The sequence below is a fragment of the Pseudomonas sp. R5-89-07 genome (genome assembly GCF_003851685.1).
In the GTDB taxonomy this organism is placed as follows: domain Bacteria; phylum Pseudomonadota; class Gammaproteobacteria; order Pseudomonadales; family Pseudomonadaceae; genus Aquipseudomonas.
Window position 1 is genome coordinate 5,215,288 of record NZ_CP027727.1, and the last position, 25,247, is coordinate 5,240,534.

The window sequence follows — 25,247 nt, forward strand, 5'->3', positions numbered from 1 at the left end:
CACATTGGGACCGTGCAGCATTCCGATAACGTAAGTGCTTTCGCACACCGGCGCCTGGCGTTATTCTCTGTTTCACCTCAACAGCCAAAGGGCGGCTAAAAGCGACCTTGAACGCACCTACAGTAGAACCCCATCGTTTTCTCCTCGAGCCGTTTGAGGCTCGCCGTTTCGCCAACCTGTGCGGACAGTTCGACGAGCACCTGCGCCTGATCGAACAACGCCTGAGCATCGAGATCCGCAACCGCGGCAATCAGTTCGAGCTCATTGGTGAGCCCCAGCACACCACGTCTGCGGAAAACCTGCTGCGTCGCCTCTACCGCGAAACCAAGGGCAGTGAGCTGTCGCCGGAAACGGTGCACCTGTACCTGCAGGAATCCGCCGTGCAAGACCTGGCCAGCAACCCCGTGGCCGAAGCCAGCGTGGCCCTGCGTACCAAGAAAGGCATGATTCGCCCACGCGGCTTGAATCAGCAGAAGTACGTCAAGGAAATCCTCGGCAACGACATCAACTTCGGCATCGGCCCGGCCGGTACCGGCAAGACCTACCTGGCCGTGGCCTGTGCGGTGGATGCCCTGGAGCGCGAACAGGTTCGCCGCATCCTGCTGGTGCGCCCGGCCGTCGAGGCGGGCGAAAAGCTCGGCTTCCTGCCTGGCGACCTGGCCCAGAAGATCGACCCGTACCTGCGCCCGCTCTACGACGCACTCTACGAGATGCTGGGCTTTGAGTACGTGGCCAAGCTGATCGAACGCCAGGTGATCGAAATCGCGCCGCTGGCCTACATGCGTGGTCGCACCTTGAACAACAGCTTCATCATTCTCGACGAAAGCCAAAACACCACGGTCGAGCAGATGAAGATGTTCCTCACCCGTATCGGTTTCGGCTCCACGGCCGTGATCACTGGCGACATCACCCAGGTCGACCTGCCCAAGGGCACCAAGTCGGGCCTGGGCCAGGTGATCGAAGTGCTCAAGGACGTGCCAGGCATCAGCTTCACGCATTTCATGCCCAAGGACGTGGTGCGTCACCCGCTGGTACAGCGCATTGTCGAGGCCTACGAGCGCTTCGAACACCGCGACGACGGCCTATCCAAAGACGTACGCCGCGATGCTTGAGCTTGACCTGCAACTGGCCACCGAAGCGGCCGCGCCCAGCGAAGCGCAGTTCCGTCAGTGGTGTGAGCTGGCCTTGCGCCAGCGCACCGCCGATTCGGAGCTGACCATTCGCCTGGTGGACGAACCCGAAGGCCGTGAGCTGAATCACACCTGGCGCCAAAAAGACTACGCGACCAACGTGCTGTCGTTCCCCGCCGACGTGCCCGACGAGTTCCTGGACATCCCCTTGCTGGGCGACCTGGTGATCTGCGTCGCGGTGGTTGAGCGCGAAGCGCGGGAGCAAGAAAAGGAACTCGAGGCCCACTGGGCCCATCTAGTCATCCATGGCTGCTTGCATCTGTTGGGTTACGACCATATAGACGATGACGAAGCCCTGGAAATGGAAGCACTGGAACGAACGTTGCTTGCAGAACTGGGCCACCGCGACCCGTATGCAGATGACGAAAACCAATCGACACTCAACTGAAACAATCAAGGATTTAGAGTAATCGCTATGAGCGAAGACCGATCGAGCAACGGGCAAAAGTCATGGCTGGGTAAATTGACCCAGGCTTTTGCCCACGAGCCGAAAAACCGCCAGGAGCTGCTGGAGCTGCTGCGCGAGGCCCATCAGAACAAGTTGCTGGACAGCGAAGCGCTGGCCATCGTCGAAGGCGCCATCCAGGTGGCTGACCTGCAAGTACGCGACATCATGGTGCCGCGTTCGCAGATGATCAGCATCAAGGCGACCCAGACCCCGCGGGAATTCCTGCCGGCCGTGATCGACTCGGCGCACTCGCGCTACCCGGTGATCGGCGAAAGCCATGACGACGTCATGGGCGTCCTGCTGGCCAAGGACCTGCTGCCGCTGATCCTCAAGGAGAACGGCGACAACTTCAACATCAAGGACCTGCTGCGCCCGGCCACCTTCGTGCCGGAGTCCAAGCGCCTGAACGTGCTGCTGCGCGAATTTCGCGCCAACCACAACCACATGGCCATCGTGATCGACGAATACGGTGGCGTGGCGGGCCTGGTGACCATCGAAGACGTGCTGGAACAGATCGTCGGCGACATCGAAGACGAGCACGACGTCGAAGAAGACAGCTACATCAAGCCACTGCCCAGCGGTGACTTCCTGATCAAGGCATTGACGCCTATCGAGAACTTCAACGAGTTCTTCGACAGCGAATTTTCCGACGATGAATTCGACACCGTCGGCGGCCTGGTGATGAGTGCGTTCGGGCATCTGCCCAAGCGTAACGAAACCACCGAGATCGGCGCGTATCGTTTCCGCATCCTGAATGCCGATAGCCGTCGCATCCATCTGATCCGCCTGACTCCGATTGCCCGCTAAGGACTGACATGCGCCGTATGATTGCACCCGGCTGGCCCGGTAACTTGCTGGCCGTGGTGGCCGGCGCCATTACCACCCTGGCGCTGGCGCCGTTTGACATCTGGCCGCTGGCGCTGGTGGCGGTTGGTGTGTTCTATATTGGCCTGCGTGAGCTGACACCGCGCCAGGCCCTGGGCCGCGGCTGGTGCTTCGGCTTCGGCCTGTTTGGCGCCGGCACCAGCTGGATCTACTACAGCATCCACCACTTCGGCGGCGCTTCGGTGCTGCTGGCGGGTTTCCTGATGCTGCTGTTCACCGCCGCCATCGCCTGGTTCTTCGCCCTGCCCGCCTGGCTGTGGGCGCGCTGGCTGCGCCGCAATGAAGCGCCGTTGGCCGATGCGCTGACCTTTGCAGCATTGTGGGTCGGCCAGGAAGCGTTTCGTGGCTGGTTCCTCACCGGTTTCCCGTGGTTGTACTCCGGCTACAGTCAACTCGACGGCCCGCTCAGCGGTCTCGCGCCTCTGGGCGGGATGTGGCTGATTTCGTTCGCCCTGGCGCTGACGGCCGCCGTGCTGTGCAATCTGCCGCGCCTGTTGGCGAGCAAGCGCAACAGCTTCATCGCCGCTGGCCTGGCGCTGCTCGTTGCGCCGTGGGCCATTGGCCTGGCGCTCAAGCATCATGCCTGGACCTCGCCTTCCGGCCCGCCACTGAGCGTGGCCGCCATCCAGGGCAACGTCGAACAGAGCATGAAGTGGGACCCGGATCAGCTCAATGCGCAGCTGGCTCTGTACCGCGACATGAGCTTGAGCTCCAAGCGCGTCGACCTGCTGGTGTGGCCGGAAACCGCCGTGCCGGTGCTCAAGGAGTCGGTCGAAGGCTACCTCGGCATGATGGGCAAGTTCGCCGCCGGCCGTAATACCGCGCTGATCACCGGGGTACCGATTCGTCAGGAGGTGCGCCATGAAAAGCGCTACTTCAATGGCATCACCGTGGTCGGCGAAGGTGACGGCACCTACCTCAAGCAAAAGCTGGTGCCCTTCGGCGAGTACGTGCCCTTGCAGGATATGTTGCGCGGCTTGATCGCCTTCTTCGACCTGCCCATGTCGGATTTTGCCCGCGGCCCTTCCGACCAGCCGATGCTCCAGGCCAAGGGTTATCAGATCGCGCCGTTCATCTGCTATGAAGTGGTGTACCCGGAGTTCGCCGCCGGCCTGTCGGCCCAGAGCGACCTGCTGCTGACGATCAGCAACGATACGTGGTTCGGCCGCTCCATCGGCCCGCTGCAGCATCTGCAGATGGCGCAGATGCGTGCGCTTGAAGCGGGCCGCTGGATGATCCGCGCCACCAACAACGGCGTGACCGGCCTGATCAACCCATTTGGGCAGATTACCGCCCAGATCCCGCAGTTCGAGCGCGGCATTCTCTACGGTGAAGTGGTGCCGATGCACAACCTGACGCCATACCTGCAATGGCGGTCGTGGCCGTTGATCATCGTGTGCATGCTGCTGTTCGGCTGGGCGCTGCTGGCGGCCCGGATGGCCAAAACGGTCTAACAAAATCAAATCGAAGCAAATGTGGGAGGGGGCTTGTCCCCGAGCTTTTTGTAGGAGCGAGCTTGCTCGCGAAAAACTCATGACCCCCGCGTTTATCCAGAATGGGCGCGTTGCCTGGGCATTTTTCGCGAGCAAGCTCGCTCCTACAATGAATCACTTTCGCTTCACTGACTGGAATTAGGGGCAACCCCCTCCCACATTTTGTAGCTCGGCGCTATTTGTAGAACAACCGATACCCCACCTGCCCCACCGCCTCGTTGATCAGTTGCCCGCTCTGCCACACCGACTTGACCTCCGGCATCCAGCCACCCAGCGGACGCGCGTTGTCCACGCCCAGGAACCCCACCGGCGCCGGCACCACGGTAAAGCCGGCCTTCTCGAAGCTCCACACCGAACGCGGCATGTGCCAGGCCTGGGTCACCACCACCACGCGCTTGATGCCCTGCGGCAACAGAATCTCGGCGCTCATCTGCGCATTTTCCCAGGTGGTGCGGCTGCGCTCTTCTTTCCAGCGCACGCTCACGCCGAAGTCATCCTGCATCGACACGGCCATCAGCTCTGCTTCGCTGGGCGGCGTGCCGTAGTGCAAGCCTCCGGTGGTCAACACCGGCAAACCGGATGCCTTGGCCAAACGCGCCGCAAAACGCTGACGCTCAAGGCCGATGCCGGTGGGTTGATCGGTGCCCCACGCAATATCGCCGCGCTCACGACCAGAGCCGAGCACCACGATCGCATCGGCGCGCTGGGCCAGGTTCGCCCAGTCTTCACGGGCCAGGGGCGGCACGGTTTCCAAGGCATGTGCACCCCACTGCACCATCACCGGCAGGCTGATCAACCACATCCCGCCCAACCCCAAGGCAAAGCAACATCCCGCCAGGCGCGGACGACTGCGGCGCAACCACCAGGCAAGCGCCAGCAACAGCAAGAAAATACCGGGCGGCAACAACAGTTGTTTAATGAAATAACGAAAAGGCATCGGGCATCTCCAAAGATGCCCGAAGCCTAGATGCAACGGGGTTCAGCAACAATCCTTATCCATCTGTTTTGCTAAAGTAACGGATAACGCGGGGTCACTTGCGCCGTACGGACCGGAAGTTTTCCGGGCCGCGACCGGCCGCCATGTCCTTCAGCCAGATGACCTTGGCTGAACGAGGCTCCTGGACTGGCGGGGAGGCCTGCCCATGAGAGGCGCGTGGGTGATGCAACGCCAGGTAGCTCTTGATCAGTTCAAGCTCCGCCTGACTCAAGCCTCGCAACTCCAGCTCCAGAGGCCGTTCACCACGCAATCGGCCTGCGGTTCTTGCGGCATCCAATGCCCGACCCAAACGGTCGATCAGTCCTTCATATAACTGCGGTTTCATTAAAGTTCGCTGCGATTCAGCCATCCCCTCACCTCATTGAAGAAATACTTGCTCCCCAATAAACAGCGTAGCCCCCGTGGCTGCGCCTGCCCGATGCCGCGACAGACGGCCCTGGCTGCGCAATCAGGGTTTCCCTCGATCGAGTGGGGTCATGTATGCTACGGCGCTTCCTGTAACTCCACTTCCCGCAGGGTTTGGGCACGCACGCGCCGCTTTTTGGTGTCGAACAACCCGGACACTGCACCGAAGAGGAATAGGCCACCCTTATTCAGTTCAAAAGTAGCCATGCACGAACAATATCAGCCCCGTGAAATAGAAAATGCCGCACAAACCTTCTGGGACGAGCAGAAGTCCTTTGAAGTCAGCGAACAGCCAGGCAAGGAGACTTACTATTGCCTGTCGATGTTCCCTTACCCCAGCGGCAAGCTACACATGGGGCACGTGCGTAACTACACCATCGGCGATGTGATTTCCCGCTACCAGCGCATGCTCGGCAAGAACGTCCTGCAACCCATGGGTTGGGACGCTTTCGGCATGCCGGCGGAAAACGCCGCGATGAAAAACAACGTGGCCCCCGCCAAGTGGACCTACGAAAACATCGCCTACATGAAGAACCAGCTGCGCAGCCTGGGCCTGGCGGTGGACTGGTCCCGCGAAGTGACCACCTGCAAGCCGGACTACTACCGCTGGGAACAATGGCTGTTCACTCGCCTGTTCGAAAAAGGCGTGATCTACAAAAAGAGCGGCACCGTGAACTGGGACCCGGTCGACCAGACCGTATTGGCCAACGAACAGGTCATCGACGGTCGCGGCTGGCGTTCCGGCGCGCTGATCGAAAAGCGCGAAATCCCGATGTATTACTTCAAGATCACCGCCTATGCGGATGAACTCTTGTCGAGCCTCGACGACTTGCCGGGCTGGCCTGAACAGGTCAAGACCATGCAGCGCAACTGGATCGGCAAATCCAAGGGCATGGAAGTGCAGTTCCCGTACAACCTCGACTCGATCGGCGAAGCGGGCGCACTCAAGGTGTTCACCACCCGCCCCGACACCCTGATGGGCGCAACTTACGTCGCCGTGGCCGCCGAACACCCGCTGGCCACCCAGGCCGCACGGAACAACCCTGAACTGCAGGCGTTCATCGCTGAATGCAAAGGCGGCAGCGTGGCTGAAGCCGACGTCGCGACCCAGGAGAAAAAAGGCCTGCCGACCGGCCTGTTCGTCGAGCACCCGCTGACTGGCGAGAAACTGCCGGTCTGGGTCGCCAACTACGTGCTGATGCACTACGGCGACGGCGCGGTCATGGCCGTACCGGCCCACGACGAACGCGATTTCGAATTCGCCACCAAGTACAGCCTGCCGATCAAATCCGTGGTTCGTACCAGCTCGGGCGACACCAACCCGGCCCCGTGGCAAGACGCCTACGGCGAACACGGCACCCTGATCAACTCCGGCGAGTTCGACGGCCTGGACTTCCAGGGTGCGTTCGACGCCATCGAAGTCGCGCTGATCAAGAAAAACCTCGGTGCCTCGCGCACCCAGTTCCGCCTGCGCGATTGGGGCATCAGCCGCCAGCGCTACTGGGGCTGCCCGATCCCGATCATCCACTGCGAAAGCTGTGGCGACGTGCCGGTGCCGGAAGACCAGTTGCCGGTGGTGTTGCCAGAAGACGTGGTGCCGGACGGCGCCGGCTCGCCGCTGGCGCGCATGCCCGAATTCTATGAATGCAGCTGCCCTAAATGCGGCGCGCCGGCCAAGCGTGAAACCGACACCATGGACACCTTCGTCGAGTCCTCGTGGTATTACGCCCGTTACGCCTCGCCGCACTATGAAGGTGGCCTGGTCGAGAAATCCGCAGCCGACCACTGGTTGCCGGTGGATCAGTACATCGGTGGTATCGAGCACGCCATCCTGCACCTGCTGTATGCACGCTTCTTCCACAAGCTGATGCGTGACGAAGGCCTCGTCAGCTCCGACGAGCCGTTCAAGAACCTGCTGACCCAAGGCATGGTGATCGCCGATACCTACTATCGCCGCGAAGCCAATGGCGCCTACACCTGGTTCAACCCGGCGGACGTCGAGCTCGAGCGTGACAGCAAAGCCAAGGTCATCAGTGCCAAGCTCAAGTCCGACGGCCTGCCGGTGGAAATCGGCGGCACCGAGAAGATGGCCAAGTCCAAGAACAACGGCGTCGACCCGCAATCGATGATCGATCAGTTCGGCGCCGACACCTGCCGCCTGTTCATGATGTTCGCCTCACCGCCCGACATGAGCGCCGAATGGTCTGATTCCGGCGTTGAAGGCTCGCACCGCTTCCTCAAGCGCGTCTGGCGCCTGGCCCATGCCCACGTCAGCCAGGGCCTGCCGGGCAAGCTGGACGTGGCAGCCTTGAACGACGAGCAGAAGGCCGTTCGTCGCAGCATCCACCTGGCTATCCGCCAGGCCAGCCAGGACGTAGGGCAGAACCACAAGTTCAACACCGCCATCGCCCAAGTGATGACGTTGATGAACGTGCTGGAGAAAGCCGCGCAGGCCACCGAACAGGATCGTGCATTGATCCAGGAAGGCCTGGAAACGGTTACCCTGCTGCTGGCGCCGATCACGCCGCACATCAGCCACCAATTGTGGAGCCGCCTGGGCCACAGCGGTGCCGTCATCGATGCCCGCTGGCCGGTGCAGGATGACAGCGCGCTGGTACAGGACACGCTGCAACTGGTCATTCAGGTCAATGGCAAGTTGCGCGGCCAGATCGACATGCCAGCCAGCGCCAGCCGTGAAGAAGTCGAAGCGGCGGCACGCTGCAACGAGAACGTGCTGCGCTTTACCGAAGGCCTGACGATCCGCAAAGTGATCGTAGTGCCCGGAAAACTGGTCAATATCGTCGCCAGCTAAATCGGATCGGGCGCAGGGCTTGAGCCCTGCGCCGAACTAAACCTTCAGGGCCTCGATAAGGCCCGCCTGGTTTCAACGGGAGCAACAACATGATCAAACGCAATCTGCTGGTAATGGGCCTGGCCGTTCTGTTGAGCGCGTGCGGCTTCCAGCTGCGCGGCACCGGCACCAACGAATTGTCGCTCAAGGAACTCGACGTCAGCGCACGCAATGCCTACGGCGAGACCGTGACTCAGCTGCGCCAGGCCCTGGAAAACAGCGGTGTGCGCGTCTATACCGGCGCCACCTACAAGCTGAACCTGGTCGATGAGCGCGAAACCCAGCGCAATATCAGCTACGCCAGTGCCGGCCGCGCCTCGGATGTCGAATTGACCACCACCGTCAACTTCGAAGTACAAGGCCGCGACCACCTGCCGCTGATGGGTGACAAGATCCAGGTCCAGAAAGTGGTGAGCCACGACGGCAACAACCTGGTGGGTTCGGACTCCGAGACCCTTCAGGTGCGCAAGGAAATGCGTCGTGAGCTGGTTCAGCGCATGATGACCCGCCTGCAAACGCTGACCCCGGAAAAACTGGCCGAGCTGCAGCAGGTCGCCGACAACAAGGCCAAGGCTGACGCCGATGCCCTGAAGGCCGCCCAAGAGTATGAAGACAACACGCCGAAACAGTCGCCTGTTGAAGTGCCTGTCGAGTAAGCCATACGGGGCGCCCAAGGCGCCCCGTTCGCCCTGCCTATGAAACTCGCTCCCGCCCAACTCGCCAAACACCTGCAAGGTGGCCTCGCGCCTGTCTACATTGTCAGCGGCGATGATCCGTTGCTGTGCCAGGAAGCCGCCGATGCCATTCGCACCGCGGCGCGCCAGCAAGGTTTCGACGAACGCCAGGTATTCAGTGCCGACGCCAGTTTCGACTGGGGAACGTTGCTGCAAGCCGGCGCAAGCATGTCGCTGTTCGCCGAAAAACGCCTGCTGGAACTGCGCCTGCCCTCGGGCAAGCCCGGTGACAAGGGCGCGGCAGCGTTGATGGAATACTGCTCGCGCCCGGCTGAAGACACGGTGCTGCTGGTCAGCCTGCCCAAGCTCGACGGCAGCGCGCAGAAGACCAAATGGGGCAAGGCGCTGGTGGAAGGCCCGCAGACCCAGTTCATTCAGATCTGGCCGGTGGACAGCAGCCAGCTGCCGCAGTGGATCCGCCAACGCCTGTCACAGTCCGGCTTATCGGCCACGCAGGATGCTGTCGAGCTGATCGCCGCCAGGGTCGAGGGCAACCTGCTTGCCGCCGCCCAGGAAATCGAAAAGCTCAAGCTGATGGCCGAAGACGGGCAGATCACCGTCGAAACCGTGCAAGGCGCAGTGGCTGACAGTGCGCGTTTTGATGTGTTCGGGTTGGTGGACGCCATCCTCAACGGCGAACCCGCCCATGCCCTGCGCATGCTTGAAGGGCTGCGCGGCGAGGGTGTGGAACCGCCGGTGATTCTCTGGGCGCTAGCCCGGGAACTGCGAGTGCTGGCTAACATTGCGCTGCAATACAGCCAGGGCACGCCACTGGACAAATGCTTCAGCCAGGCCCGGCCACCGGTGTGGGACAAGCGCAAACCCCTGATGAGCAAGGCCCTGCAACGGCACTCGGCGCAACGCTGGGCGCAACTGTTGCTGGAAGCGCAGCGCATCGACGCACAGATCAAAGGCCAGGCGGCCGGTTCGCCCTGGATGAGCCTGAGCCGCTTGTCACTGTTGATGGCCGGCCAGCGCCTGACGTTACCTGCCGAATAACCCTCTCAAAAACACCACAGACTCAATAATGTGGGAGGGGGCTTGCCCCCGATGGCGGCGTATCAGTGGTCGATAAATGTCTGACCCACCGCTATCGGGGGCAAGCCCCCTCCCACATTTTGATCGCGTACTCTTCCTACAGATCGCCGGGCTTTACAGCCGCTCAACTTCGGCAGATGATTTGCACCGCTCCATTTCATTCAATGAGAGAACCAACCATGAGCAAAAAGCCATCCAAGCATGGCCCGAACAAGGCCAAATCCATCATCGCCCAGCCACTGTTCCGCAGCCGTCAGGAACGCGCCGGCAAGGGCAAAGGCGCCTACCGCCGCGAAGCCTTCCAGTCTAATAGCTGGGAGGCTTCTTACTTTCTGGCTGCCTGAAGGCAAGCGCCCCTCTGGCATGATAAGGTCTGTACTTGATTTGTAATTCCCTGGACCTGTGCATGCCCTCTCGTCTTTCCCGTCATTGGCACGTTCGCCAATTGATCGCTGCCTCCAGCCTCATTCTGCTTGTCGCCTGCGCGGAAAAACCCACCGCCGCGGACGCTCAACCCCTGCCCACGCTCAAGACCGCACCGGCCGTTGCGCCTGCCGTCGTTGCGCCGCTGGCGGTAGACAACCTGAACATCCAACCGACCCAGACCTTTGCCGAATGGCAGGCGGGCTTCCGTGCCCAAGCCCTGCAAGCCGGGATCAGGGCGGACGTCTTCGATATCGCCTTTGCCGGCGTTACCCCGGACATGGCGGTGATTCGTGCAGACCGCAGCCAGCCGGAGTTTTCCCGCCCGGTGTGGGAATACATCGACGGCGCGTTGTCGCCGCTGCGCGTGCGTAATGGCCAGGCGTTGCTGGTCAAGTATGCCGATATCCTGCAGCGCATCGAAGAGCGTTATGGCGTTGATCGCCAGGCACTGGTCTCGGTGTGGGGCATGGAGAGCAACTTCGGCCAGTTCCAGGGCAATAACTCGGTGATCCGCTCCCTTGCGACCCTGGCCTATGAAGGCCGCCGCCCGGCGTTCGCGCAGGCGCAACTGCTGGCAGCGCTGCAGATCATCCAGCACGGCGATATCCAGGCCGACCAGATGAAAGGCTCCTGGGCCGGCGCAATGGGCCAGACCCAGTTCATCCCTACCACCTATAACACCCACGCTGTGGATTTTGACGGCGACGGCCGCCGCGACATCTGGAACAGCCCGGCCGACGCCCTTGCCTCCACCGCCCATTACCTACAAAGTTCCGGCTGGCAGAAAGGCCAGCCGTGGGGCGTCGAGGTGCAGCAACTGCCTCCAGGCTTCGACTATTCACTGGCCGACGGCGGCATTCGCAAGACCGTCGCCGAATGGCTGAAACTGGGCATCCAGTTGCCGCCCGGCGCAAGCCTGCCTGCCAATGCCGAGCAACTGTCCGCCGCCCTGCTGTTGCCGGCCGGCTACCGTGGCCCGGCGTTCCTGGTTCTGGATAACTTCCGTGCGATCCTGAAGTACAACAATTCGTCGTCCTACGCGCTGGCCGTTGGCCTGCTGTCGGAGCGGTTCGGTGGTGGTGGGGTGATTCGCGGAACCTGGCCCAAGGACGAGCTGCCGCTGAGCCGCTCGCAACGTATCGATCTGCAGACGGCGCTGAGTGCCAAGGGCTACGACGCCGGCAATGCTGACGGGATCATCGGCGCCAACACGCGCAAGGCGATTCGCGCGGCGCAGCAAGCGCTGGGCTGGCCGGCGGATGGGTATCCGACGGTGAAGTTGCTGGAGTCGTTGCAGAACTGATAGATCGTTGTATGGCGGCTACCGCTATCGGGGGCAAGCCCCCTCCCACATTTGGAATGCAATCAACTGTGGGAGGGGCGGTGCGACGATTCGACTTGCCCCCGATGACGATTTGGCAGCCGTTAAAAAATCAGCGGTTCAACACCACATCCTGCTCCAACACCACCTGCTGTCCCCCCGCATCCAGGCGCACCAAAGCGCCCAGCGGCAACGTCAGGTTCGGATCGCAATGCCCGCTGCGCCAGCCGGACAGCACCGGGATGCACAGCGGTGCGAAGGTCTGCTTCAACAGCCGTTCAAGCCCCGCTTGATCCACGCCCGCAACATCCCCCACCAATACCCCCGCAACCTGGTCGAGTTTGCCTGCCAGGCGCAGGTGCGTCAGCAAACGGTCGATGCGATAGAGCGGCTCGTTGACGTCCTCGATGAACAGAATGATGCCGTCAGCGTCAATTTCGTAAGCCGTCCCCATCACCGCCGCGATCATCGACAGGTTGCCGCCCAGCAGGCGCCCGCAGGCGATGCCTGGCTCAATGGTGGTCAATGGGAAGGCCACCGGGTGCGTCAGCAGGCTGCCGGCGCCAAGCTGGCCGCGTAGCAGGCTGAACAGCGAGGATTCGGTGGGAGACTGCTTGCCACCGAGCAAGTCGGCATTGAGCATCGGCCCATGGAAAGTGACGAAGCCCGCGTAGCGGTTGATCGCCAAGTGCAAGGCGGTGATGTCGCTATAGCCCACAAAGGGTTTGGGGTGCGCGCGCAGCAGGTCGAAATCCAGTGCGTCCAGCAGACGTGGCGTACCGTAGCCGCCGCGCAGGCAGAAAATTGCATCGATTGCAGGGTCGGCGAAGGCCGCATGCAGGTCGTTGAGGCGTACTTGATCGCTGCCGGCCAGGTAGCCGTCGTTCTCATACACACCGGGGAAAATTCGCAGCTCGTAGCCACGGGCGCGCATCCACTGCCCGGCTTTTTCGACGTCCAGCGCGGCAGGGCCGGCGGGGGCGATCAGGCCGATGGTGCCTTCGGGGCGCAATGCGGGTACGGGGGCAGTCATGCACAATTCTCCCTATAGATGACGCTCAACAAAATGTGGGAGGGGGCTTGCCCCCGATGGCGGTGTGACAGTCAATACAGGATCGACTGACACATCGCAATCGGGGGCAAGCCCCCTCCCACATTGGGTCTGTGTTACGAAACCAGGCTTGCCTTGACCAGCTTGGCCTGCTCGTCAGCATGGTACGAAGAGCGCACCAGCGGGCCGGAAGCCACGTTCTTGAAGCCCATCTTGTAACCTTCCTCGGCGAACCAGGCGAAGGTGTCCGGGTGCACGAAACGCTGCACCGGCAAGTGGCTACGGGACGGTTGCAGGTACTGGCCCAGGGTCAGCATATCGATGTCGTGTTCGCGCATGCGCTTCATGACTTCGATGACTTCTTCGTCGGTTTCGCCCAGGCCCAGCATCAAGCCGGATTTGGTCGGAATGTGCGGCATCATCTGCTTGAACTTCTGCAGCAGGGTCAGCGACCACTGGTAATCCGAACCCGGACGCGCAGCCTTGTACAGGCGCGGAACGGTTTCCAGGTTGTGGTTGAACACATCCGGTGGCTCGGCGGCGGTGATTTCCAGCGCCACATCCATGCGGCCACGGTAGTCGGGCACCAGGGTTTCGAGCATCACGTTCGGCGACAGCTTGCGGATTTCGCGGATGCAGTCGGCAAAGTGCTGGGCACCGCCGTCACGCAAGTCGTCACGGTCCACCGAAGTGATCACCACGTACTTGAGTTTCAGGTCGGCAATGGCGATGGCCAGGCTTTGCGGCTCATTGACATCCAGAGGCTTCGGACGACCGTGGCCTACGTCGCAGAATGGGCAACGACGGGTGCAGATGTCGCCCATGATCATGAAGGTGGCGGTGCCGCCGGAGAAGCACTCACCCAGGTTCGGGCAGGAAGCCTCTTCGCACACGCTGTGCAACTTGTGTTTGCGCAGCAGGGCCTTGATACGGTCGACTTCCGGCGAGACCGGGATGCGCACGCGAATCCAGTCAGGCTTTTTCGGCAGTTCGGTGGTCGGGATGATCTTGACCGGGATGCGTGCAACCTTCTCGGCGCCGCGCAGCTTGACGCCGGCTTCCACCTTGGCACGCGGGGCCGGGGCTGGACGCTCGGTAACGTCCAGCGTCGGGATCATGGTTTGCACAACATCAGTAGTCATATCAATCGATTCCGCCCGTCAGGGTCGTCTGCTCAGCATAGTCGAGGTGTTTGACGAGCTGCGCGCGCAGCCGGGCACTTACCTCGGCAAATTCTATGGGTGTTGCATGGTCGCTCAACTGGGTCATCGCAAGCCCCGCATAGCCACACGGGTTGATCCGCCGGAACGGTGCCAGGTCCATGTCCACATTCAGGGCCAGGCCATGAAAGGAACAACCGTGACGAATGCGCAGCCCCAGGGAGGCGATTTTCGCGCCATCCACGTACACACCCGGTGCATCGGGCTTGGCCGCGGCGGTCACGCCGTAACTGGCCAGCAGCTCGATCAGGCACGCCTCCATGCGGCTTACCAGGTCACGCACGCCAAACCCCAGCTTGCGCACATCCAGCAGCAGGTAAGCCACCAGTTGGCCAGGCCCATGGTAAGTCACTTGACCACCACGGTCGACCTGCACCACCGGAATATCACCCGGAAGTAGCAGATGTTCAGCCTTGCCGGCCTGCCCCTGGGTGAATACCGGAGGGTGTTCGACCAGCCAGATTTCATCCGGTGCCGAGCTGCCGCGCTCGTTGGTAAAGCGCTGCATGGCGTGCCAGACCGGCTCGTAAGCCATCCGGCCGAGCTCGCGAAAGCCCAGGACCTGTGACATCACAACACCATGTGCACGAAGCCGGTAGCCCGCAGTTCGCTGTTGATGTTGTAGAGCTGGTCTTGATCAATCGCAATGATGTGCAACTGGATCGTGGTGTATTTGCCGGTCGAGCTGGAACGCTCATCCACGCGCTCATCGTTGATCGTCGCGTGTTTACGCACAATCTCGATGATCAAGTCTTTACGGCCAACACCGGTATCGCTGATTACCTTGATGGGATAATCCGTCACCGGGAATTCGATCTTTGGCGCCTTTACTTCTACTTCTTTATCGGTCATGGCAGAACAGCCTCGTAAGCGCTAAGCCGTGGCGACGGGCAAAGCCCCGCGTTGGATCAACGCGGGGCTTTGCAGGTGCACACAATCAGTTGAACAAGCCGTAGAAGAATAGACGGATGCTATCCCACACGCGGCGGAAGATACCACCTTCGTCGACGGCGTCCAGTGCGATCAGGTCAGCGCTGTGCACGACTTTGTCGTCCAGTTTCACTTCAACCTTGCCGATCACGTCGCCCTTGGCGATTGGCGCAACCAGTTGCGGGTTCAGGGTCATGCTGGCGGCGAGCTTTTTCAGCTGGCCTTTAGGCATGGTCAGGGTCAGATCGTCAGCCAGGCCGGCCTTGACCTGCGAGGTTGCGCCCTTCCATACCGGCGCGGTCGCCAGCTCCGCACCCTTCTGGTAGAAGGTCTGGGTTTCGAAGAAGCGGAAGCCGTAGGTCAGCAGTTTTTGCGTCTCGGCCGCACGAGCCTGCTCGCTGTTGGTGCCGAAGACCACGGCGATCAGGCGCTGGCCGTCACGTACCGCGGACGACACCATGCAATAGCCGGCTTCGTCGGTGTGGCCGGTTTTCAGGCCATCCACAGTCTTGTCGCGCCACAACAACAGATTGCGGTTAGGCTGCTTGATGTTGTTCCAGAAAAATTCCTTCTGGGAGTAGATAGCGTAGTGCACCGGGTCGACGCGGATGATTGCGCGCGCCAGGATCGCCATGTCGTGAGCCGACGAGTAGTGCTCCGGGTTCGGCAAGCCGGTCGGATTCATGAAGTGGCTGTTGGTCATGCCCAGATCGCCAGCCGTCTTGTTCATCATGTCGGCGAACGCGTCTTCGCTGCCGGCGATGTGTTCGGCCAGGGCCACGCTGGCGTCGTTACCGGACTGAATGATGATGCCGTGCAGCAGGTCGCTGACGGTGACTTGGGAGCCGACCTTGATGAACATCCGCGAACCGCCGGTACGCCAGGCGTTCTCGCTGACGGTCACCGGATCGTTTTCGCCGATCTGGCCGCGACGGATTTCCAGGGTCGCGATGTAGGCAGTCATCAGCTTGGTCAGGCTGGCAGGCGGCAGGCGCACGTCACCGCCGTTCTCCACCAGCACGTTGCCACTGGCGGCATCCATGAGGACCCAGGCCTTGGCGGCCAGTTGCGGGGAAGCCGGCACCATCTCAACCGCCCAGGCGGCCGGGGTGATGATCAGCGAGATAAGCAGGCACGTACGTTTGGCTAAGGTGGTGATGTTCATCCGTCTCTCGAAATTGCTTATGGAAACTTGCCCTCGCGGGCAAAACTATTCAGACAGCCCGCTTCCAGACTGTCACGTGTTCGGTTGCCCGCTCACCCCTTGCCCCTGGGTTTTTATTGTTCAACGAGCCAACAACCAGGGCCCCGGCACGCGCACGCGCCTGAACCTTCAATCCTTCATTGCCTTATTCGGCAGTCACTACGCTGGGCGACCCCAGGTTGGCCAGGCGCACGCTGTTCTGCACTTGCGCAACTTCGCCGGGCGAGCCGATCGGCCCCATGCGCACACGGTGCAGGGTCTGCTGGTTACGCACGATGGAGCTGATGAACACCGGCGCGCTGACCATGCCGCTGAGCTTGGACCTTAACAGTTCTGCCGCATCCGGGTTGGCGAAAGCGCCCACCTGCAGGTACTGCCCGCCCACGGTGGAGGCGCCAGGCGCGGCATGGGGCACGACGACCGTGTCCGGCGCATGCTGCGCGGGCGGCGGTGTCCATTGTTCGATCTTGCCGGTCGACGCCGTCACTTGCGGTTGCGGTGTGGCGGGCTCGTTGAGCATCAACGGCGCCGGCTTGCCACGCTGGGCCCAGTACTGCGCCGGGTCGATGCCTTCGACCTTGACCCGTGCGGTACCGATTTCGGCGTAACCGAGTTTCTTCGCGGCGGCATAGGACAAGTCGATGATCCGGTCCGAATAGAACGGTCCACGGTCGTTGACCCGCAGGATCACCGTGCGGTTGTTGTCCAGGTTGGTCACGCGAACATAGCTGGGCAGCGGCAGGGTCTTGTGGGCCGCACTCATGCCATACAGGTCATACACTTCGCCGTTGGCGGTGTTCTGGCCATGGAACTTGGTGCCGTACCAGGACGCCGTGCCCGACTGCACGTAGGTCTTGGATTCCTGCAGCGGGAAGTAATTCTTGCCCAATACGGTGTACGGGTTGGCCTTGTACGGGCCGGTGTGCAAGGTTGGCGTGGCGTCGGGGATCTTCGACACATCCACGTCCCACCACGGCGCGCCGTCTTTGTGCGCACGGTTGATATCCAGGCCCGGCTGGGCGCGAACCACGGTACCACCGGCCTTCTTGGCCGGTGCACGGTTCGGCGTGGTGGAGCAACTGGCGACCAACAAGGACAACGCGGCGAACGCCACCAGCTTGAGCGGTTTTTTGAACGGCGATACCCGCATTACTTGTTGCCCCGTGCTTGAACCAGCTCATCTGACAGCTGATGCACGGCCATGGCGTACATCACACTGCGGTTATAACGCGTGATTGCGTAGAAATTCTTCAGGCCCATCCAGTATTCCGGGCCATTTTCGCCTTCGAGGCGGAACGCTGTCACCGGCATATCATCGCGTGGCGCATTCTGACTCGACCAGCCCAGCGCTCGCAACTCCCCGACGGTCTTCACCGGGTCGATACCCTGGGTCAGGCCTTCGTCGGCGCGTTCGCCCGTCACATCGGCGCGGATCACCACCGGCTCGCCAGTAACCCAGCCGTGGCGCTTGAAGTAGCTGGCCACGCTGCCGATGGCGTCGTCCGGGTTGCTCCAGATGTTGATGTGCCCGTCGCCGTCGAAATCCACGGCGTAGGCGCGAAAGCTGCTGGGCATGAACTGCGGCAAGCCCATTGCCCCGGCGTAGGAGCCTTTGAGGGTCAGCGGGTCGACCTGTTCTTCGCGGGCCAGCAGCAGGAATTCGCGCAGCTCCTTGCGGAAGAACTCGGCGCGCGGCGGGTAATCGAAGCCCAGGGTCGACAAGGCGTCGATCACCCGGTAGCTGCCGGTATTGCGCCCGTAGAAGGTTTCGATGCCGATGATTGCGACGATGACCTGGGCCGGCACGCCGTATTCCTGTTCGGCGCGGGCCAGGACCGCTTCATGCTGACGCCAGAAGTCCACCCCCCGCGCCACGCGGGCGTCGGTGAGGAACATCGGGCGGTATTCCTTCCACTGCTTCACACGTTCGGCGGGGCGCGAAATGGCGTCGAGGATGGCCTGCTTTTTCTGGGCTTCGCGAAATACGCCCATCAGTTGCTCACCGGCGAAACCGTAGTCGCGGGTCATCTCACCGACAAATTCGGCAACCTGAGGTGAACCATCGTAGTCACCGGCCTGCGCCTCCTGCGTTGCGCCCAGCAGCCCGATCAGGCCCATCCAGGACGCATGCCGAGTCGCCCAGCCGCGCATTACTTGCATTGACATCTTCACCTTATTCAAACCTGTGCGATCCATTTGCGATGCGTATGAATCGACATCAAAACCCCAAACGCTGACAGCAATGTCACCAGCGAAGTTCCGCCGTAGCTAATGAATGGCAACGGCACCCCCACCACCGGCAGCAGGCCACTGACCATACCGATGTTGACGAAAACATAAACAAAAAACGTCATGGTCAGGCTGCCGGCCAGCAACTTGCCGAACAACGTCTGCGCCTGCGCGGTAATCACCAGCCCGCGCCCGATCAACAGCAGATAGATCAGCAGCAGCGCGCAAATGCCTACCAGACCGAACTCTTCGCCCATCACCGCAATAATGAAGTCGGTGTGGCTTTCCGGCAAAAAGTCCAGGTGCGACTGGGTACCCAGCAGCCAGCCCTTGCCGAACACGCCGCCGGAACCGATCGCCGCCTTCGACTGGATAATGTTCCAGCCGGTGCCCAGCGGGTCGCTCTCCGGGTCAAGGAATGTCAGGATCCGTTGCTTCTGGTAGTCGTGCATAAAGAAGAACCACATGGCCACGGCCACCGGCACGGCGGCGGCCAGCACGCTGAGAATCCAGCGCCAGCGCAAGCCCCCCATGAACAGCACGAACGCGCCGCCCGCCAGGATCAGCAACGACGTGCCGAGGTCGGGCTGGCGCACGATAAGAATGAACGGCACGCCGATCAGCAACAGGCTGATGGCCACATGCTTGAGCTGGGGCGGCAACGTGCGCTTGGACAGGTACCAGGCGATGGTGGCCGGCATGAGGATCTTCATGAATTCCGACGGCTGGAAGCGAATCACCCCGGGGATGTTGATCCAGCGGGTCGCGCCCATGGCGTTGTGACCCATCACGTCCACCACCACCAGCAGCAAGACCCCGGCGACATAACCGAGCGGCACCCAGCGTGCCATGAAGCGCGGCTCGAGCTGGGCGATCACCACCATCGACAACAGGCCCAGGCCGAATGACGACGCTTGCTTGATCAGCAGGTCCCAGTTCTTGCCGCTGGCCGAATACAGCACGAACAGACTGCCGGCCGCCAATATGAGCAGCAGCACCAGCAGCGGGCCATCAATGTGCATGCGTTGCAGCAACGTCGCACGGCGACGCATCACGTCCTCACTGGAGAGGATGCGGTCAAAATTACTCTTCACGGGCCGTAACCTCGGGGCTTGAAGGGGGGCCGCCATACTCGGGCTTGAGCCTGCCATCGGCGGCCAGCAACCAGGCGTCCATCACTTGGCGCACCACCGGGGCCGCGACGCCGGAGCCGGACTCACCGTTCTCCACCATCACCGCCACCACGATTTTCGGGTCGTCGGCGGGGGCAAAACCGACGAACAAGGCGTGGTCGCGGTGGCGCTCCTGAACCTTGGAACGGTCGTATTTTTCGCCCTGCTTGATCGCCACCACCTGGGCGGTACCGCTCTTGCCGGCGATGCGGTACTGCGCACCGACCGCCGCCTTGCGTGCGGTGCCACGGGCGCCGTGCATGACCTGCTGCATACCGTGATTGACCTTGGTCCAGTCGGAAGGATCGCGCAGGACGATATCGGGGATCGGGTTCTCATCCACCGGTTTCTCGCCTTCGATGGTCCTGGCCAGATGGGGACGGTTCCAGATGCCCTTGTTCGCCACCAGCGCAGTGGCCTGGGCCAGTTGCAACGGGGTGGCCTGCATATAACCCTGGCCGATGCCGAGGATCAGGGTTTCGCCGGGGAACCACGCCTGGCGACGCGTCGCCCGCTTCCACTCCCGTGACGGCATCAGGCCGGGGGATTCTTCGAACATGTCCAGGGAGACTTTCTGGCCGAGGCCGAACTTGCCCATGTAGGCGGACAGGCGATCAATCCCCAGCTTGTGGGCCAGGTCATAAAAATAGGTGTCGTTGGAGCGCATGATGGCGGTGTCCAGGTCGACATAGCCGTCGCCGGTGCGGTTCCAGTTACGGTATTTGTGATCGTAGTTGGGCAGCATGTAGTAGCCGGGGTCATAGACCCGGCTCGACGCCGTGACCACACCCGAATCCAGGCCGGCAATCGCCACCGCCGGCTTGATGGTCGAACCCGGTGGATACAGGCCGCGCAACACGCGGTTGAACAGCGGCCGGTCGATGGAATCGCGCAACTCGGCGTAGGCCCTGAAGCTGATGCCCGTCACGAACAGGTTGGGGTCGAAACTCGGCTGGCTGACCATGGCCAGCACTTCGCCCGTTTTCGGGTCCAGTGCCACCACCGCACCGCGACGACCACCCAGGGCCATTTCCGCGGCTTCCTGCAGTTTGATGTCCAGGCTCAGCACGATGTCCTTGCCCGGTATCGGGTCCGTACGCTTGAGCACGCGCAACACGCGGCCACGGGCGTTGGTCTCGACTTCTTCGTAACCCACCTGGCCATGCAGTTCGGGCTCGTAGAAACGCTCGATGCCGGTTTTGCCAATGTGATGGGTGCCGCTGTAGTTGACCGGATCGAGGGTCTTGAGCTCTTTCTCGTTGATGCGCCCCATGTAGCCGACCGAGTGGGCAAAGTGCGGCCCCTGCGGGTAGTGCCGCACCAACTGCGCCACCACCTCCACGCCGGGCAGACGGAACTGGTTCACCGCGATCCGGGCGATCTGTTCTTCGTTGAGCTCGAACAGGATCGGCACCGGCTCGAAGGGCCGGCGCCCCTGCTTCATGCGCTTCTCGAAGATGACCCGGTCTTCCGGCGTCAGCTGCAGCACCTCGACAATCACATCGAGAACCTGCTGCCAGTCGCCGGAACGCTCGCGGGTCATGCTCAGGCTGAAGCTGGGCCGGTTATCCGCCACCACCACGCCATTACGGTCGAAAATCAGCCCACGGGTCGGCGGAATCGGCTGCACATGCACCCGATTGTTTTCCGACAAGGTGGAGTGATACTCGTACTGGATCACCTGCAAGTAATACAGGCGCGCGATCAGCACCGCAATCAGCGCCACCACCATGACCGCGCCAAATACCACGCGCGCGCGTACAAGACGTGCGTCTTTCTCGTGGTCCTTGATGCGGATCGGCTGGGTCATCGGCAATGGCGCAGATTATTTGTGATAAGGGTGCCCGGACAGAACTGTCCAGGCGCGATACAGCTGTTCACCGATCAGAATCCTTACCAACGGGTGTGGCAACGTGAGTGCCGACAGCGACCAGCGCTGGTCGGCCCGCGCACAGACTTCCGGCGCCAGCCCCTCGGGGCCGCCGACCATGAAGTTGACGGTGCGCGAATCCAGGCGCCAGCGGTCCAGTTCCACCGCCAATTGCTCGGTGCTCCAGGGCTTGCCGTGCACTTCGAGGGTGACGATGCGCTCGTTGGGGCCGACCTTGGCCAACATGGCTTCGCCTTCCTGACGGATAAAGCGCGCCACGTCGGCATTCTTGCCCCGGGTGTTGAGCGGTATTTCCACCAGCTCAAGCGACAGCTCAGCAGGCAGACGCTTGGCATACTCGTGCCAGCCTTCTTCCACCCACTTGGGCATGCGTGAACCGACAGCGATAAGACGCAGGCGCACAGCCGTTCCTTATTCCTGGTCTTTGTTGAGCTTGTCGAAGTGCGCGTGGCCCACTTCCGGGCTGTGGTGCTTGCCATCGGCGGCACGGCTCTGCTCGGCGCCCTTCCACAGACGCTCCAGGTCATAGAACTGGCGGGCGTTGGAAGTCATCATGTGAACGATCACGTCGTCCATGTCCAGCAGCACCCAGTCGCTGTCGCCCTTGCCTTCTTCACCCAGCGGCTTCACGCCCTGGGCCTTGACCGCTTCGCGAACCTTGTCCAGCATCGCGCCGATCTGGCGGTTGGAGGTACCGGTGGCGATGATCATGAAGTCGGTGATGCTCTGCTTGTCGCGCACGTCCAGCACCTGGATGTCCTGGGCTTTCACATCTTCCAGAGCAGCCACGGCAACCTTTACCAGCTCTTCGCCAGCCAGTTCCGGGCCAACGTGGGCTTCTACCGGCAGTGGCGCGCTTTTGAAGGTGCCTTTGCGCTTAACTTTGCTTACGTCTTTGTTCGTCATATAAAACTCGTTTTGCTCGTATGTTCGGGCGCTCGCTGCACGACGGTGCGTAGCGACAAGCGCGCCTTTTCAGTTCGACGCACGGTAAAGCCCGTGCGCATCGATGTAGGCCAGGACCGCGTCAGGCACCAGGAAACGTACCGACTTACCGCTGGCCAGCAGTTGACGGATCTGGGTGGCGGACACCGCAAGCGGGGTCTGCCAGACGAATGCAATATTCCCGTTCGGCCCGGTCAGGGCCAAGGGGTCACTTACCGACCGCGCGGCCAGCAGGTTGCGCAAGGCATCCGGCGGTTCGCTGTCGGCATCCGGGCGTTGCAAAACCAGGATGTGGCAATGCTGGAGGAGTTCCTCCCAGCGGTGCCAAGAGGGCAGGCCGCAAAATGCGTCCCAGCCCAAAAGCAGAAACAATTGGTCATCAGCGGCCAACTCGGCGCGCATCAGCTCCAGGGTGTCGACAGTGTAGGACGGTTTATCGCGCTTGAGCTCGCGATCGTCCACCACCAGCGGCGCTATTCCTTCCACGGCAACGCGCACCATTTCCAGGCGCTGCTGCGCTGAAACCTGCGGCGTATCGCGATGGGGCGGCCGAAAATTGGGCATCAGGCGCAACTCGTCCAACGCCAGGGCATCCGCGACTTCCAGGGCACTGCGCAAATGGCCGATGTGCACGGGGTCGAAAGTACCGCCGAGCAGCCCGATGCGTTTACCCATCAAGTGCGCACATGACCGTCGCCGAACACCACGTACTTCTCGCTGGTCAGGCCTTCCAGGCCAACCGGGCCACGGGCATGGAGCTTGTCGGTGGAGATGCCGATTTCCGCCCCCAGGCCGTACTCGAAGCCATCGGCAAAGCGCGTCGAGGCGTTGATCATCACCGAAGCGGAATCCACTTCATTGAGGAAACGCCGGGCATCGCTGAAATGCTCGGAGACGATGGCGTCGGTGTGCTTGGAGCCGTATTTATTGATGTGCTCGATGGCCTGGTCCAGGTCGTCGACCATGCGGATCGACAGGATCGGCGCCGTGTACTCGGTGTACCAATCCTGTTCGGTCGCCTCGATCACGTCCGCGCCCAGCAACGCACGGGTACGTTCACAACCGCGCAGCTCCACGCCCTTGTCGCGGTAGATGGCAGCCAACGGCGGCAGCACGCGCTCGGCAATGCCGGCGTGCACCAGCAGGGTTTCCATGGTGTTGCACGGCGCGTAGCGGTGGGTCTTGGCGTTGTCGGCGATGCGGATCGCCTTGTCGAGGTCGGCGGCAATGTCGATGTAGACATGGCACACGCCGTCCAGGTGCTTGATCACCGGTACCTTGGCGTCGCGGCTGACGCGCTCGATCAGGCTCTTGCCACCGCGCGGTACGATCACGTCGACGAATTCGGGCATGGTGATCAACGCGCCAACTGCCGCACGGTCAGTGGTTTGCACCACTTGCACCACTTCGGCGGGCAACTCGGCCACGGCCAGGCCCTGCTGAATGCAGGCGGCGATGGCACGGTTAGAATTGATCGCCTCGGAACCGCCACGCAGGATGGTGGCATTGCCCGACTTGAGGCACAGGCTCGCGGCATCGATGGTCACGTTCGGGCGCGACTCATAGATGATGCCGATCACGCCCAGGGGGACGCGCATCTTGCCGACCTGGATGCCGGACGGCAGGTAACGCATATCGCGGATTTCACCGATGGGGTCAGGCAGCTTGGCCACCTGACGCAAGCCTTCGATCATGTCGTCGATACGCGCCGGGGTCAGTGCCAGGCGGTCCAGCAGGGCCGGTTCCAGGCCATTGGCACGGCCGTTGGCCAGGTCCTGTTCGTTGGCCGCGGCCAACTCGGAGCGCGAAGCATCCAGAGCGTCGGCGGCGGCCAACAGCGCGCGATTCTTCTGCGCGGTGCTCGCACGGGCGATCAACCGCGAGGCCTGACGGGCAGCGCGACCCAGGCGGGTCATGTAGTCAAGAACGGACTCAGTCATAGTCAGGGAGTCTTGGCAAAGAGGAAAGCGGCAGATTATAGCTGTGACGCCGCTCGACTGACAGCGGTGAGGGGCGGATGGTCGAAATGAACTGTAAAAACCCGGGGTTCAGCGGTAATTAAGGTGGGAGTTGTTATGATTCCGTCACATTTAGCCGTAATAACCCTGAACGTTATGTCCAGAATGACCCCTGAACTGCCCGCCAGCGCCCTCCCCGACAGCTTCTTCGACCGCGACGCACAGTTGCTCGCGCAAGAACTGCTTGGAAAAGTCATCCGCCATCGTGTTGGCGAAACCTGGCTTTCGGCGCGGATTATTGAAACCGAAGCCTATTACGTGGCCGAAAAAGGCAGCCACGCCTCCCTCGGCTACACAGAAAAACGTAAGGCTTTGTTTCTGGATGGCGGGCACATCTACATGTACTACGCCCGTGGTGGCGATTCGCTGAACTTCAGCGCCCATGGCCCCGGCAATGCCGTATTGATCAAATCAGCTTACCCCTGGGTCGATGAAGTGTCCGGCCCGGCGAGCCTGGCGCAAATGCTCTTGAACAACCCCAACCCCGACGGTAGCCCGCGCGCCTCGCAGAAACTCTGTGCGGGCCAGACGCTGCTGTGCAAGGCCCTGGGCTTGAAAGTGCCGATGTGGGATGCCAAGCGCTTCGATCAGGAACTGCTGTATGTGGAAGACGTGGGCCAGGTACCGACGCAGATCATCCAGACCACGCGGCTGGGCATTCCCAGCGGGCGCGATGAGCATTTGATGTACCGCTTCGTCGATGCTGGCTATGCGCCTTACTGCACGCGGAACCCGCTGCGGCGCGGGCAGGTCGAAGGCCGCGATTATTTTTTGATTTGAACAGACTGAACCGGCCGGA

General features: G+C 61.8%; 25 protein-coding genes. 10 read left to right on the plus strand and 15 right to left on the minus strand.

Annotation, left to right across the window (positions count from 1 at the left end; genetic code table 11):
- Window positions 1-107: 107 nt before the first annotated feature.
- The 4 genes from C4J94_RS23820 to lnt are packed head-to-tail and all read left to right on the plus strand — an operon-like array spanning window position 108 to window position 3,977.
- Window positions 108-1,112, plus strand: coding sequence for a PhoH family protein (locus C4J94_RS23820; RefSeq protein ID WP_124388332.1), 1,005 nt, complete (start codon window positions 108-110; stop codon window positions 1,110-1,112).
- Window positions 1,105-1,578 carry an rRNA maturation RNase YbeY gene (gene ybeY, locus C4J94_RS23825; protein WP_124364542.1) on the plus strand — a complete coding sequence of 158 codons (474 nt, stop codon included), beginning with the start codon at window positions 1,105-1,107 and terminating at the stop codon, window positions 1,576-1,578. Before C4J94_RS23820 ends, ybeY begins: the two co-directional genes overlap by 8 nt.
- A 27-nt stretch (window positions 1,579-1,605) precedes the next feature.
- Complete coding sequence (locus tag C4J94_RS23830) at window positions 1,606-2,445, plus strand: HlyC/CorC family transporter (RefSeq protein ID WP_065886853.1); 840 nt, start codon at window positions 1,606-1,608, stop codon at window positions 2,443-2,445.
- Window positions 2,446-2,453: 8 nt separating this feature from the next.
- Window positions 2,454-3,977, plus strand: a complete 1,524-nt coding sequence (gene lnt / locus C4J94_RS23835; protein WP_124388333.1) for an apolipoprotein N-acyltransferase — start codon at window positions 2,454-2,456, stop codon at window positions 3,975-3,977.
- A gap of 214 nt (window positions 3,978-4,191) precedes the next feature.
- Here lnt and C4J94_RS23840 read toward each other — a convergent pair whose 3' ends face one another.
- A complete protein-coding gene (locus C4J94_RS23840; protein WP_124388334.1) occupies window positions 4,192-4,953 on the minus strand; it encodes a YdcF family protein in 762 nt (253 codons plus the stop codon).
- Between the two features lie 94 nt (window positions 4,954-5,047).
- Complete coding sequence (locus C4J94_RS23845; RefSeq protein WP_124388335.1) at window positions 5,048-5,362, minus strand: hypothetical protein; 315 nt, start codon at window positions 5,360-5,362, stop codon at window positions 5,048-5,050.
- 261 nt (window positions 5,363-5,623) lie between these two features.
- Here C4J94_RS23845 and leuS point away from each other — a divergent pair, with 261 nt between their 5' ends.
- The 5 genes from leuS (at window position 5,624) to C4J94_RS23870 (ending at window position 11,770) form a co-directional block, all read left to right on the plus strand.
- Window positions 5,624-8,230, plus strand: a complete 2,607-nt coding sequence (leuS, locus tag C4J94_RS23850) for a leucine--tRNA ligase (protein ID WP_124388336.1) — start codon at window positions 5,624-5,626, stop codon at window positions 8,228-8,230.
- 89 nt (window positions 8,231-8,319) lie between these two features.
- The gene (lptE, locus tag C4J94_RS23855; RefSeq protein ID WP_124388337.1) at window positions 8,320-8,925 is read left to right on the plus strand and encodes an LPS assembly lipoprotein LptE; all 606 of its coding nucleotides are present in this window, start codon (window positions 8,320-8,322) and stop codon (window positions 8,923-8,925) included.
- Between the two features lie 39 nt (window positions 8,926-8,964).
- Window positions 8,965-10,002, plus strand: coding sequence for a DNA polymerase III subunit delta (gene holA / locus C4J94_RS23860; protein WP_124388338.1), 1,038 nt, complete (start codon window positions 8,965-8,967; stop codon window positions 10,000-10,002).
- Window positions 10,003-10,220: 218 nt separating this feature from the next.
- A complete protein-coding gene (arfA, locus tag C4J94_RS23865; RefSeq protein ID WP_124388339.1) occupies window positions 10,221-10,385 on the plus strand; it encodes an alternative ribosome rescue factor ArfA in 165 nt (54 codons plus the stop codon).
- A gap of 62 nt (window positions 10,386-10,447) precedes the next feature.
- Window positions 10,448-11,770, plus strand: a complete 1,323-nt coding sequence (locus tag C4J94_RS23870; RefSeq protein WP_124388340.1) for a lytic murein transglycosylase — start codon at window positions 10,448-10,450, stop codon at window positions 11,768-11,770.
- A 130-nt stretch (window positions 11,771-11,900) separates the two neighbouring features.
- Here C4J94_RS23870 and C4J94_RS23875 read toward each other — a convergent pair whose 3' ends face one another.
- The 13 genes from C4J94_RS23875 to C4J94_RS23935 form a co-directional block, all read right to left on the minus strand.
- Window positions 11,901-12,821, minus strand: coding sequence for an LD-carboxypeptidase (locus tag C4J94_RS23875; RefSeq protein ID WP_124388341.1), 921 nt, complete (start codon window positions 12,819-12,821; stop codon window positions 11,901-11,903).
- Window positions 12,822-12,955: 134 nt separating this feature from the next.
- Window positions 12,956-13,957 carry a lipoyl synthase gene (gene lipA / locus C4J94_RS23880; protein WP_164485627.1) on the minus strand — a complete coding sequence of 334 codons (1,002 nt, stop codon included), beginning with the start codon at window positions 13,955-13,957 and terminating at the stop codon, window positions 12,956-12,958.
- A 25-nt stretch (window positions 13,958-13,982) separates the two neighbouring features.
- On the minus strand, window positions 13,983-14,630 hold the full coding sequence (gene lipB / locus C4J94_RS23885) for a lipoyl(octanoyl) transferase LipB (protein ID WP_124388343.1): 648 nt from the start codon (window positions 14,628-14,630) through the stop codon (window positions 13,983-13,985).
- A complete protein-coding gene (locus C4J94_RS23890) occupies window positions 14,630-14,911 on the minus strand; it encodes a DUF493 domain-containing protein (RefSeq protein WP_124388344.1) in 282 nt (93 codons plus the stop codon). The genes lipB and C4J94_RS23890 overlap by 1 nt, the downstream gene beginning before the upstream one ends.
- Before the next feature lie 85 nt (window positions 14,912-14,996).
- The gene (locus C4J94_RS23895) at window positions 14,997-16,154 is read right to left on the minus strand and encodes a D-alanyl-D-alanine carboxypeptidase family protein (protein ID WP_124388345.1); all 1,158 of its coding nucleotides are present in this window, start codon (window positions 16,152-16,154) and stop codon (window positions 14,997-14,999) included.
- A 184-nt stretch (window positions 16,155-16,338) separates the two neighbouring features.
- Window positions 16,339-17,343: a septal ring lytic transglycosylase RlpA family protein gene (locus C4J94_RS23900; protein ID WP_124388346.1), complete on the minus strand. Its 1,005-nt coding sequence runs from the start codon at window positions 17,341-17,343 to the stop codon at window positions 16,339-16,341.
- A complete protein-coding gene (mltB, locus tag C4J94_RS23905; RefSeq protein ID WP_124389037.1) occupies window positions 17,343-18,353 on the minus strand; it encodes a lytic murein transglycosylase B in 1,011 nt (336 codons plus the stop codon). The genes C4J94_RS23900 and mltB overlap by 1 nt, the downstream gene beginning before the upstream one ends.
- A 17-nt stretch (window positions 18,354-18,370) precedes the next feature.
- Window positions 18,371-19,474 (minus strand): rod shape-determining protein RodA, encoded by a 1,104-nt coding sequence (gene rodA, locus C4J94_RS23910; RefSeq protein ID WP_164485628.1) that lies wholly within the window; start codon window positions 19,472-19,474, stop codon window positions 18,371-18,373.
- A gap of 31 nt (window positions 19,475-19,505) precedes the next feature.
- The gene (mrdA, locus tag C4J94_RS23915; protein WP_124388348.1) at window positions 19,506-21,404 is read right to left on the minus strand and encodes a penicillin-binding protein 2; all 1,899 of its coding nucleotides are present in this window, start codon (window positions 21,402-21,404) and stop codon (window positions 19,506-19,508) included.
- A gap of 15 nt (window positions 21,405-21,419) precedes the next feature.
- Window positions 21,420-21,887, minus strand: coding sequence for a 23S rRNA (pseudouridine(1915)-N(3))-methyltransferase RlmH (gene rlmH / locus C4J94_RS23920; protein ID WP_003176297.1), 468 nt, complete (start codon window positions 21,885-21,887; stop codon window positions 21,420-21,422).
- A 9-nt stretch (window positions 21,888-21,896) separates the two neighbouring features.
- Complete coding sequence (rsfS, locus tag C4J94_RS23925; RefSeq protein ID WP_003176298.1) at window positions 21,897-22,391, minus strand: ribosome silencing factor; 495 nt, start codon at window positions 22,389-22,391, stop codon at window positions 21,897-21,899.
- Window positions 22,392-22,460: 69 nt separating this feature from the next.
- Window positions 22,461-23,105 carry a nicotinate-nucleotide adenylyltransferase gene (gene nadD, locus C4J94_RS23930; protein WP_124388349.1) on the minus strand — a complete coding sequence of 215 codons (645 nt, stop codon included), beginning with the start codon at window positions 23,103-23,105 and terminating at the stop codon, window positions 22,461-22,463.
- Window positions 23,105-24,370, minus strand: coding sequence for a glutamate-5-semialdehyde dehydrogenase (locus tag C4J94_RS23935; protein WP_124388350.1), 1,266 nt, complete (start codon window positions 24,368-24,370; stop codon window positions 23,105-23,107). Before C4J94_RS23935 ends, nadD begins: the two co-directional genes overlap by 1 nt.
- Before the next feature lie 174 nt (window positions 24,371-24,544).
- Here C4J94_RS23935 and C4J94_RS23940 point away from each other — a divergent pair, with 174 nt between their 5' ends.
- Window positions 24,545-25,228 carry a DNA-3-methyladenine glycosylase gene (locus C4J94_RS23940; protein WP_124388351.1) on the plus strand — a complete coding sequence of 228 codons (684 nt, stop codon included), beginning with the start codon at window positions 24,545-24,547 and terminating at the stop codon, window positions 25,226-25,228.
- The last annotated feature ends 19 nt before the right edge of the window (window positions 25,229-25,247 follow it).

What these genes read in the sequence shown, in the direction of transcription:
- mltB (WP_124389037.1), bottom strand. Translation starts at nt 18,353, where the DNA reads ATGCAAGTAATGCGCGGCTGGGCGACTCGGCATGCGTCCTGGATGGGC.
- arfA (WP_124388339.1), top strand. Translation starts at nt 10,221, where the DNA reads ATGAGCAAAAAGCCATCCAAGCATGGCCCGAACAAGGCCAAATCCATC.
- C4J94_RS23875 (WP_124388341.1), bottom strand. Translation starts at nt 12,821, where the DNA reads ATGACTGCCCCCGTACCCGCATTGCGCCCCGAAGGCACCATCGGCCTG.
- rsfS (WP_003176298.1), bottom strand. Translation starts at nt 22,391, where the DNA reads ATGACGAACAAAGACGTAAGCAAAGTTAAGCGCAAAGGCACCTTCAAA.
- rodA (WP_164485628.1), bottom strand. Translation starts at nt 19,474, where the DNA reads ATGCGTCGCCGTGCGACGTTGCTGCAACGCATGCACATTGATGGCCCG.
- C4J94_RS23895 (WP_124388345.1), bottom strand. Translation starts at nt 16,154, where the DNA reads ATGAACATCACCACCTTAGCCAAACGTACGTGCCTGCTTATCTCGCTG.
- C4J94_RS23935 (WP_124388350.1), bottom strand. Translation starts at nt 24,370, where the DNA reads ATGACTGAGTCCGTTCTTGACTACATGACCCGCCTGGGTCGCGCTGCC.
- C4J94_RS23870 (WP_124388340.1), top strand. Translation starts at nt 10,448, where the DNA reads ATGCCCTCTCGTCTTTCCCGTCATTGGCACGTTCGCCAATTGATCGCT.
- nadD (WP_124388349.1), bottom strand. Translation starts at nt 23,105, where the DNA reads ATGGGTAAACGCATCGGGCTGCTCGGCGGTACTTTCGACCCCGTGCAC.
- lipA (WP_164485627.1), bottom strand. Translation starts at nt 13,957, where the DNA reads ATGATCCCGACGCTGGACGTTACCGAGCGTCCAGCCCCGGCCCCGCGT.
- mrdA (WP_124388348.1), bottom strand. Translation starts at nt 21,404, where the DNA reads ATGACCCAGCCGATCCGCATCAAGGACCACGAGAAAGACGCACGTCTT.
- lipB (WP_124388343.1), bottom strand. Translation starts at nt 14,630, where the DNA reads ATGTCACAGGTCCTGGGCTTTCGCGAGCTCGGCCGGATGGCTTACGAG.
- lptE (WP_124388337.1), top strand. Translation starts at nt 8,320, where the DNA reads ATGATCAAACGCAATCTGCTGGTAATGGGCCTGGCCGTTCTGTTGAGC.
- C4J94_RS23845 (WP_124388335.1), bottom strand. Translation starts at nt 5,362, where the DNA reads ATGGCTGAATCGCAGCGAACTTTAATGAAACCGCAGTTATATGAAGGA.
- ybeY (WP_124364542.1), top strand. Translation starts at nt 1,105, where the DNA reads ATGCTTGAGCTTGACCTGCAACTGGCCACCGAAGCGGCCGCGCCCAGC.
- C4J94_RS23890 (WP_124388344.1), bottom strand. Translation starts at nt 14,911, where the DNA reads ATGACCGATAAAGAAGTAGAAGTAAAGGCGCCAAAGATCGAATTCCCG.
- C4J94_RS23830 (WP_065886853.1), top strand. Translation starts at nt 1,606, where the DNA reads ATGAGCGAAGACCGATCGAGCAACGGGCAAAAGTCATGGCTGGGTAAA.
- C4J94_RS23940 (WP_124388351.1), top strand. Translation starts at nt 24,545, where the DNA reads ATGTCCAGAATGACCCCTGAACTGCCCGCCAGCGCCCTCCCCGACAGC.
- C4J94_RS23900 (WP_124388346.1), bottom strand. Translation starts at nt 17,343, where the DNA reads ATGCGGGTATCGCCGTTCAAAAAACCGCTCAAGCTGGTGGCGTTCGCC.
- lnt (WP_124388333.1), top strand. Translation starts at nt 2,454, where the DNA reads ATGCGCCGTATGATTGCACCCGGCTGGCCCGGTAACTTGCTGGCCGTG.
- holA (WP_124388338.1), top strand. Translation starts at nt 8,965, where the DNA reads ATGAAACTCGCTCCCGCCCAACTCGCCAAACACCTGCAAGGTGGCCTC.
- leuS (WP_124388336.1), top strand. Translation starts at nt 5,624, where the DNA reads ATGCACGAACAATATCAGCCCCGTGAAATAGAAAATGCCGCACAAACC.
- C4J94_RS23840 (WP_124388334.1), bottom strand. Translation starts at nt 4,953, where the DNA reads ATGCCTTTTCGTTATTTCATTAAACAACTGTTGTTGCCGCCCGGTATT.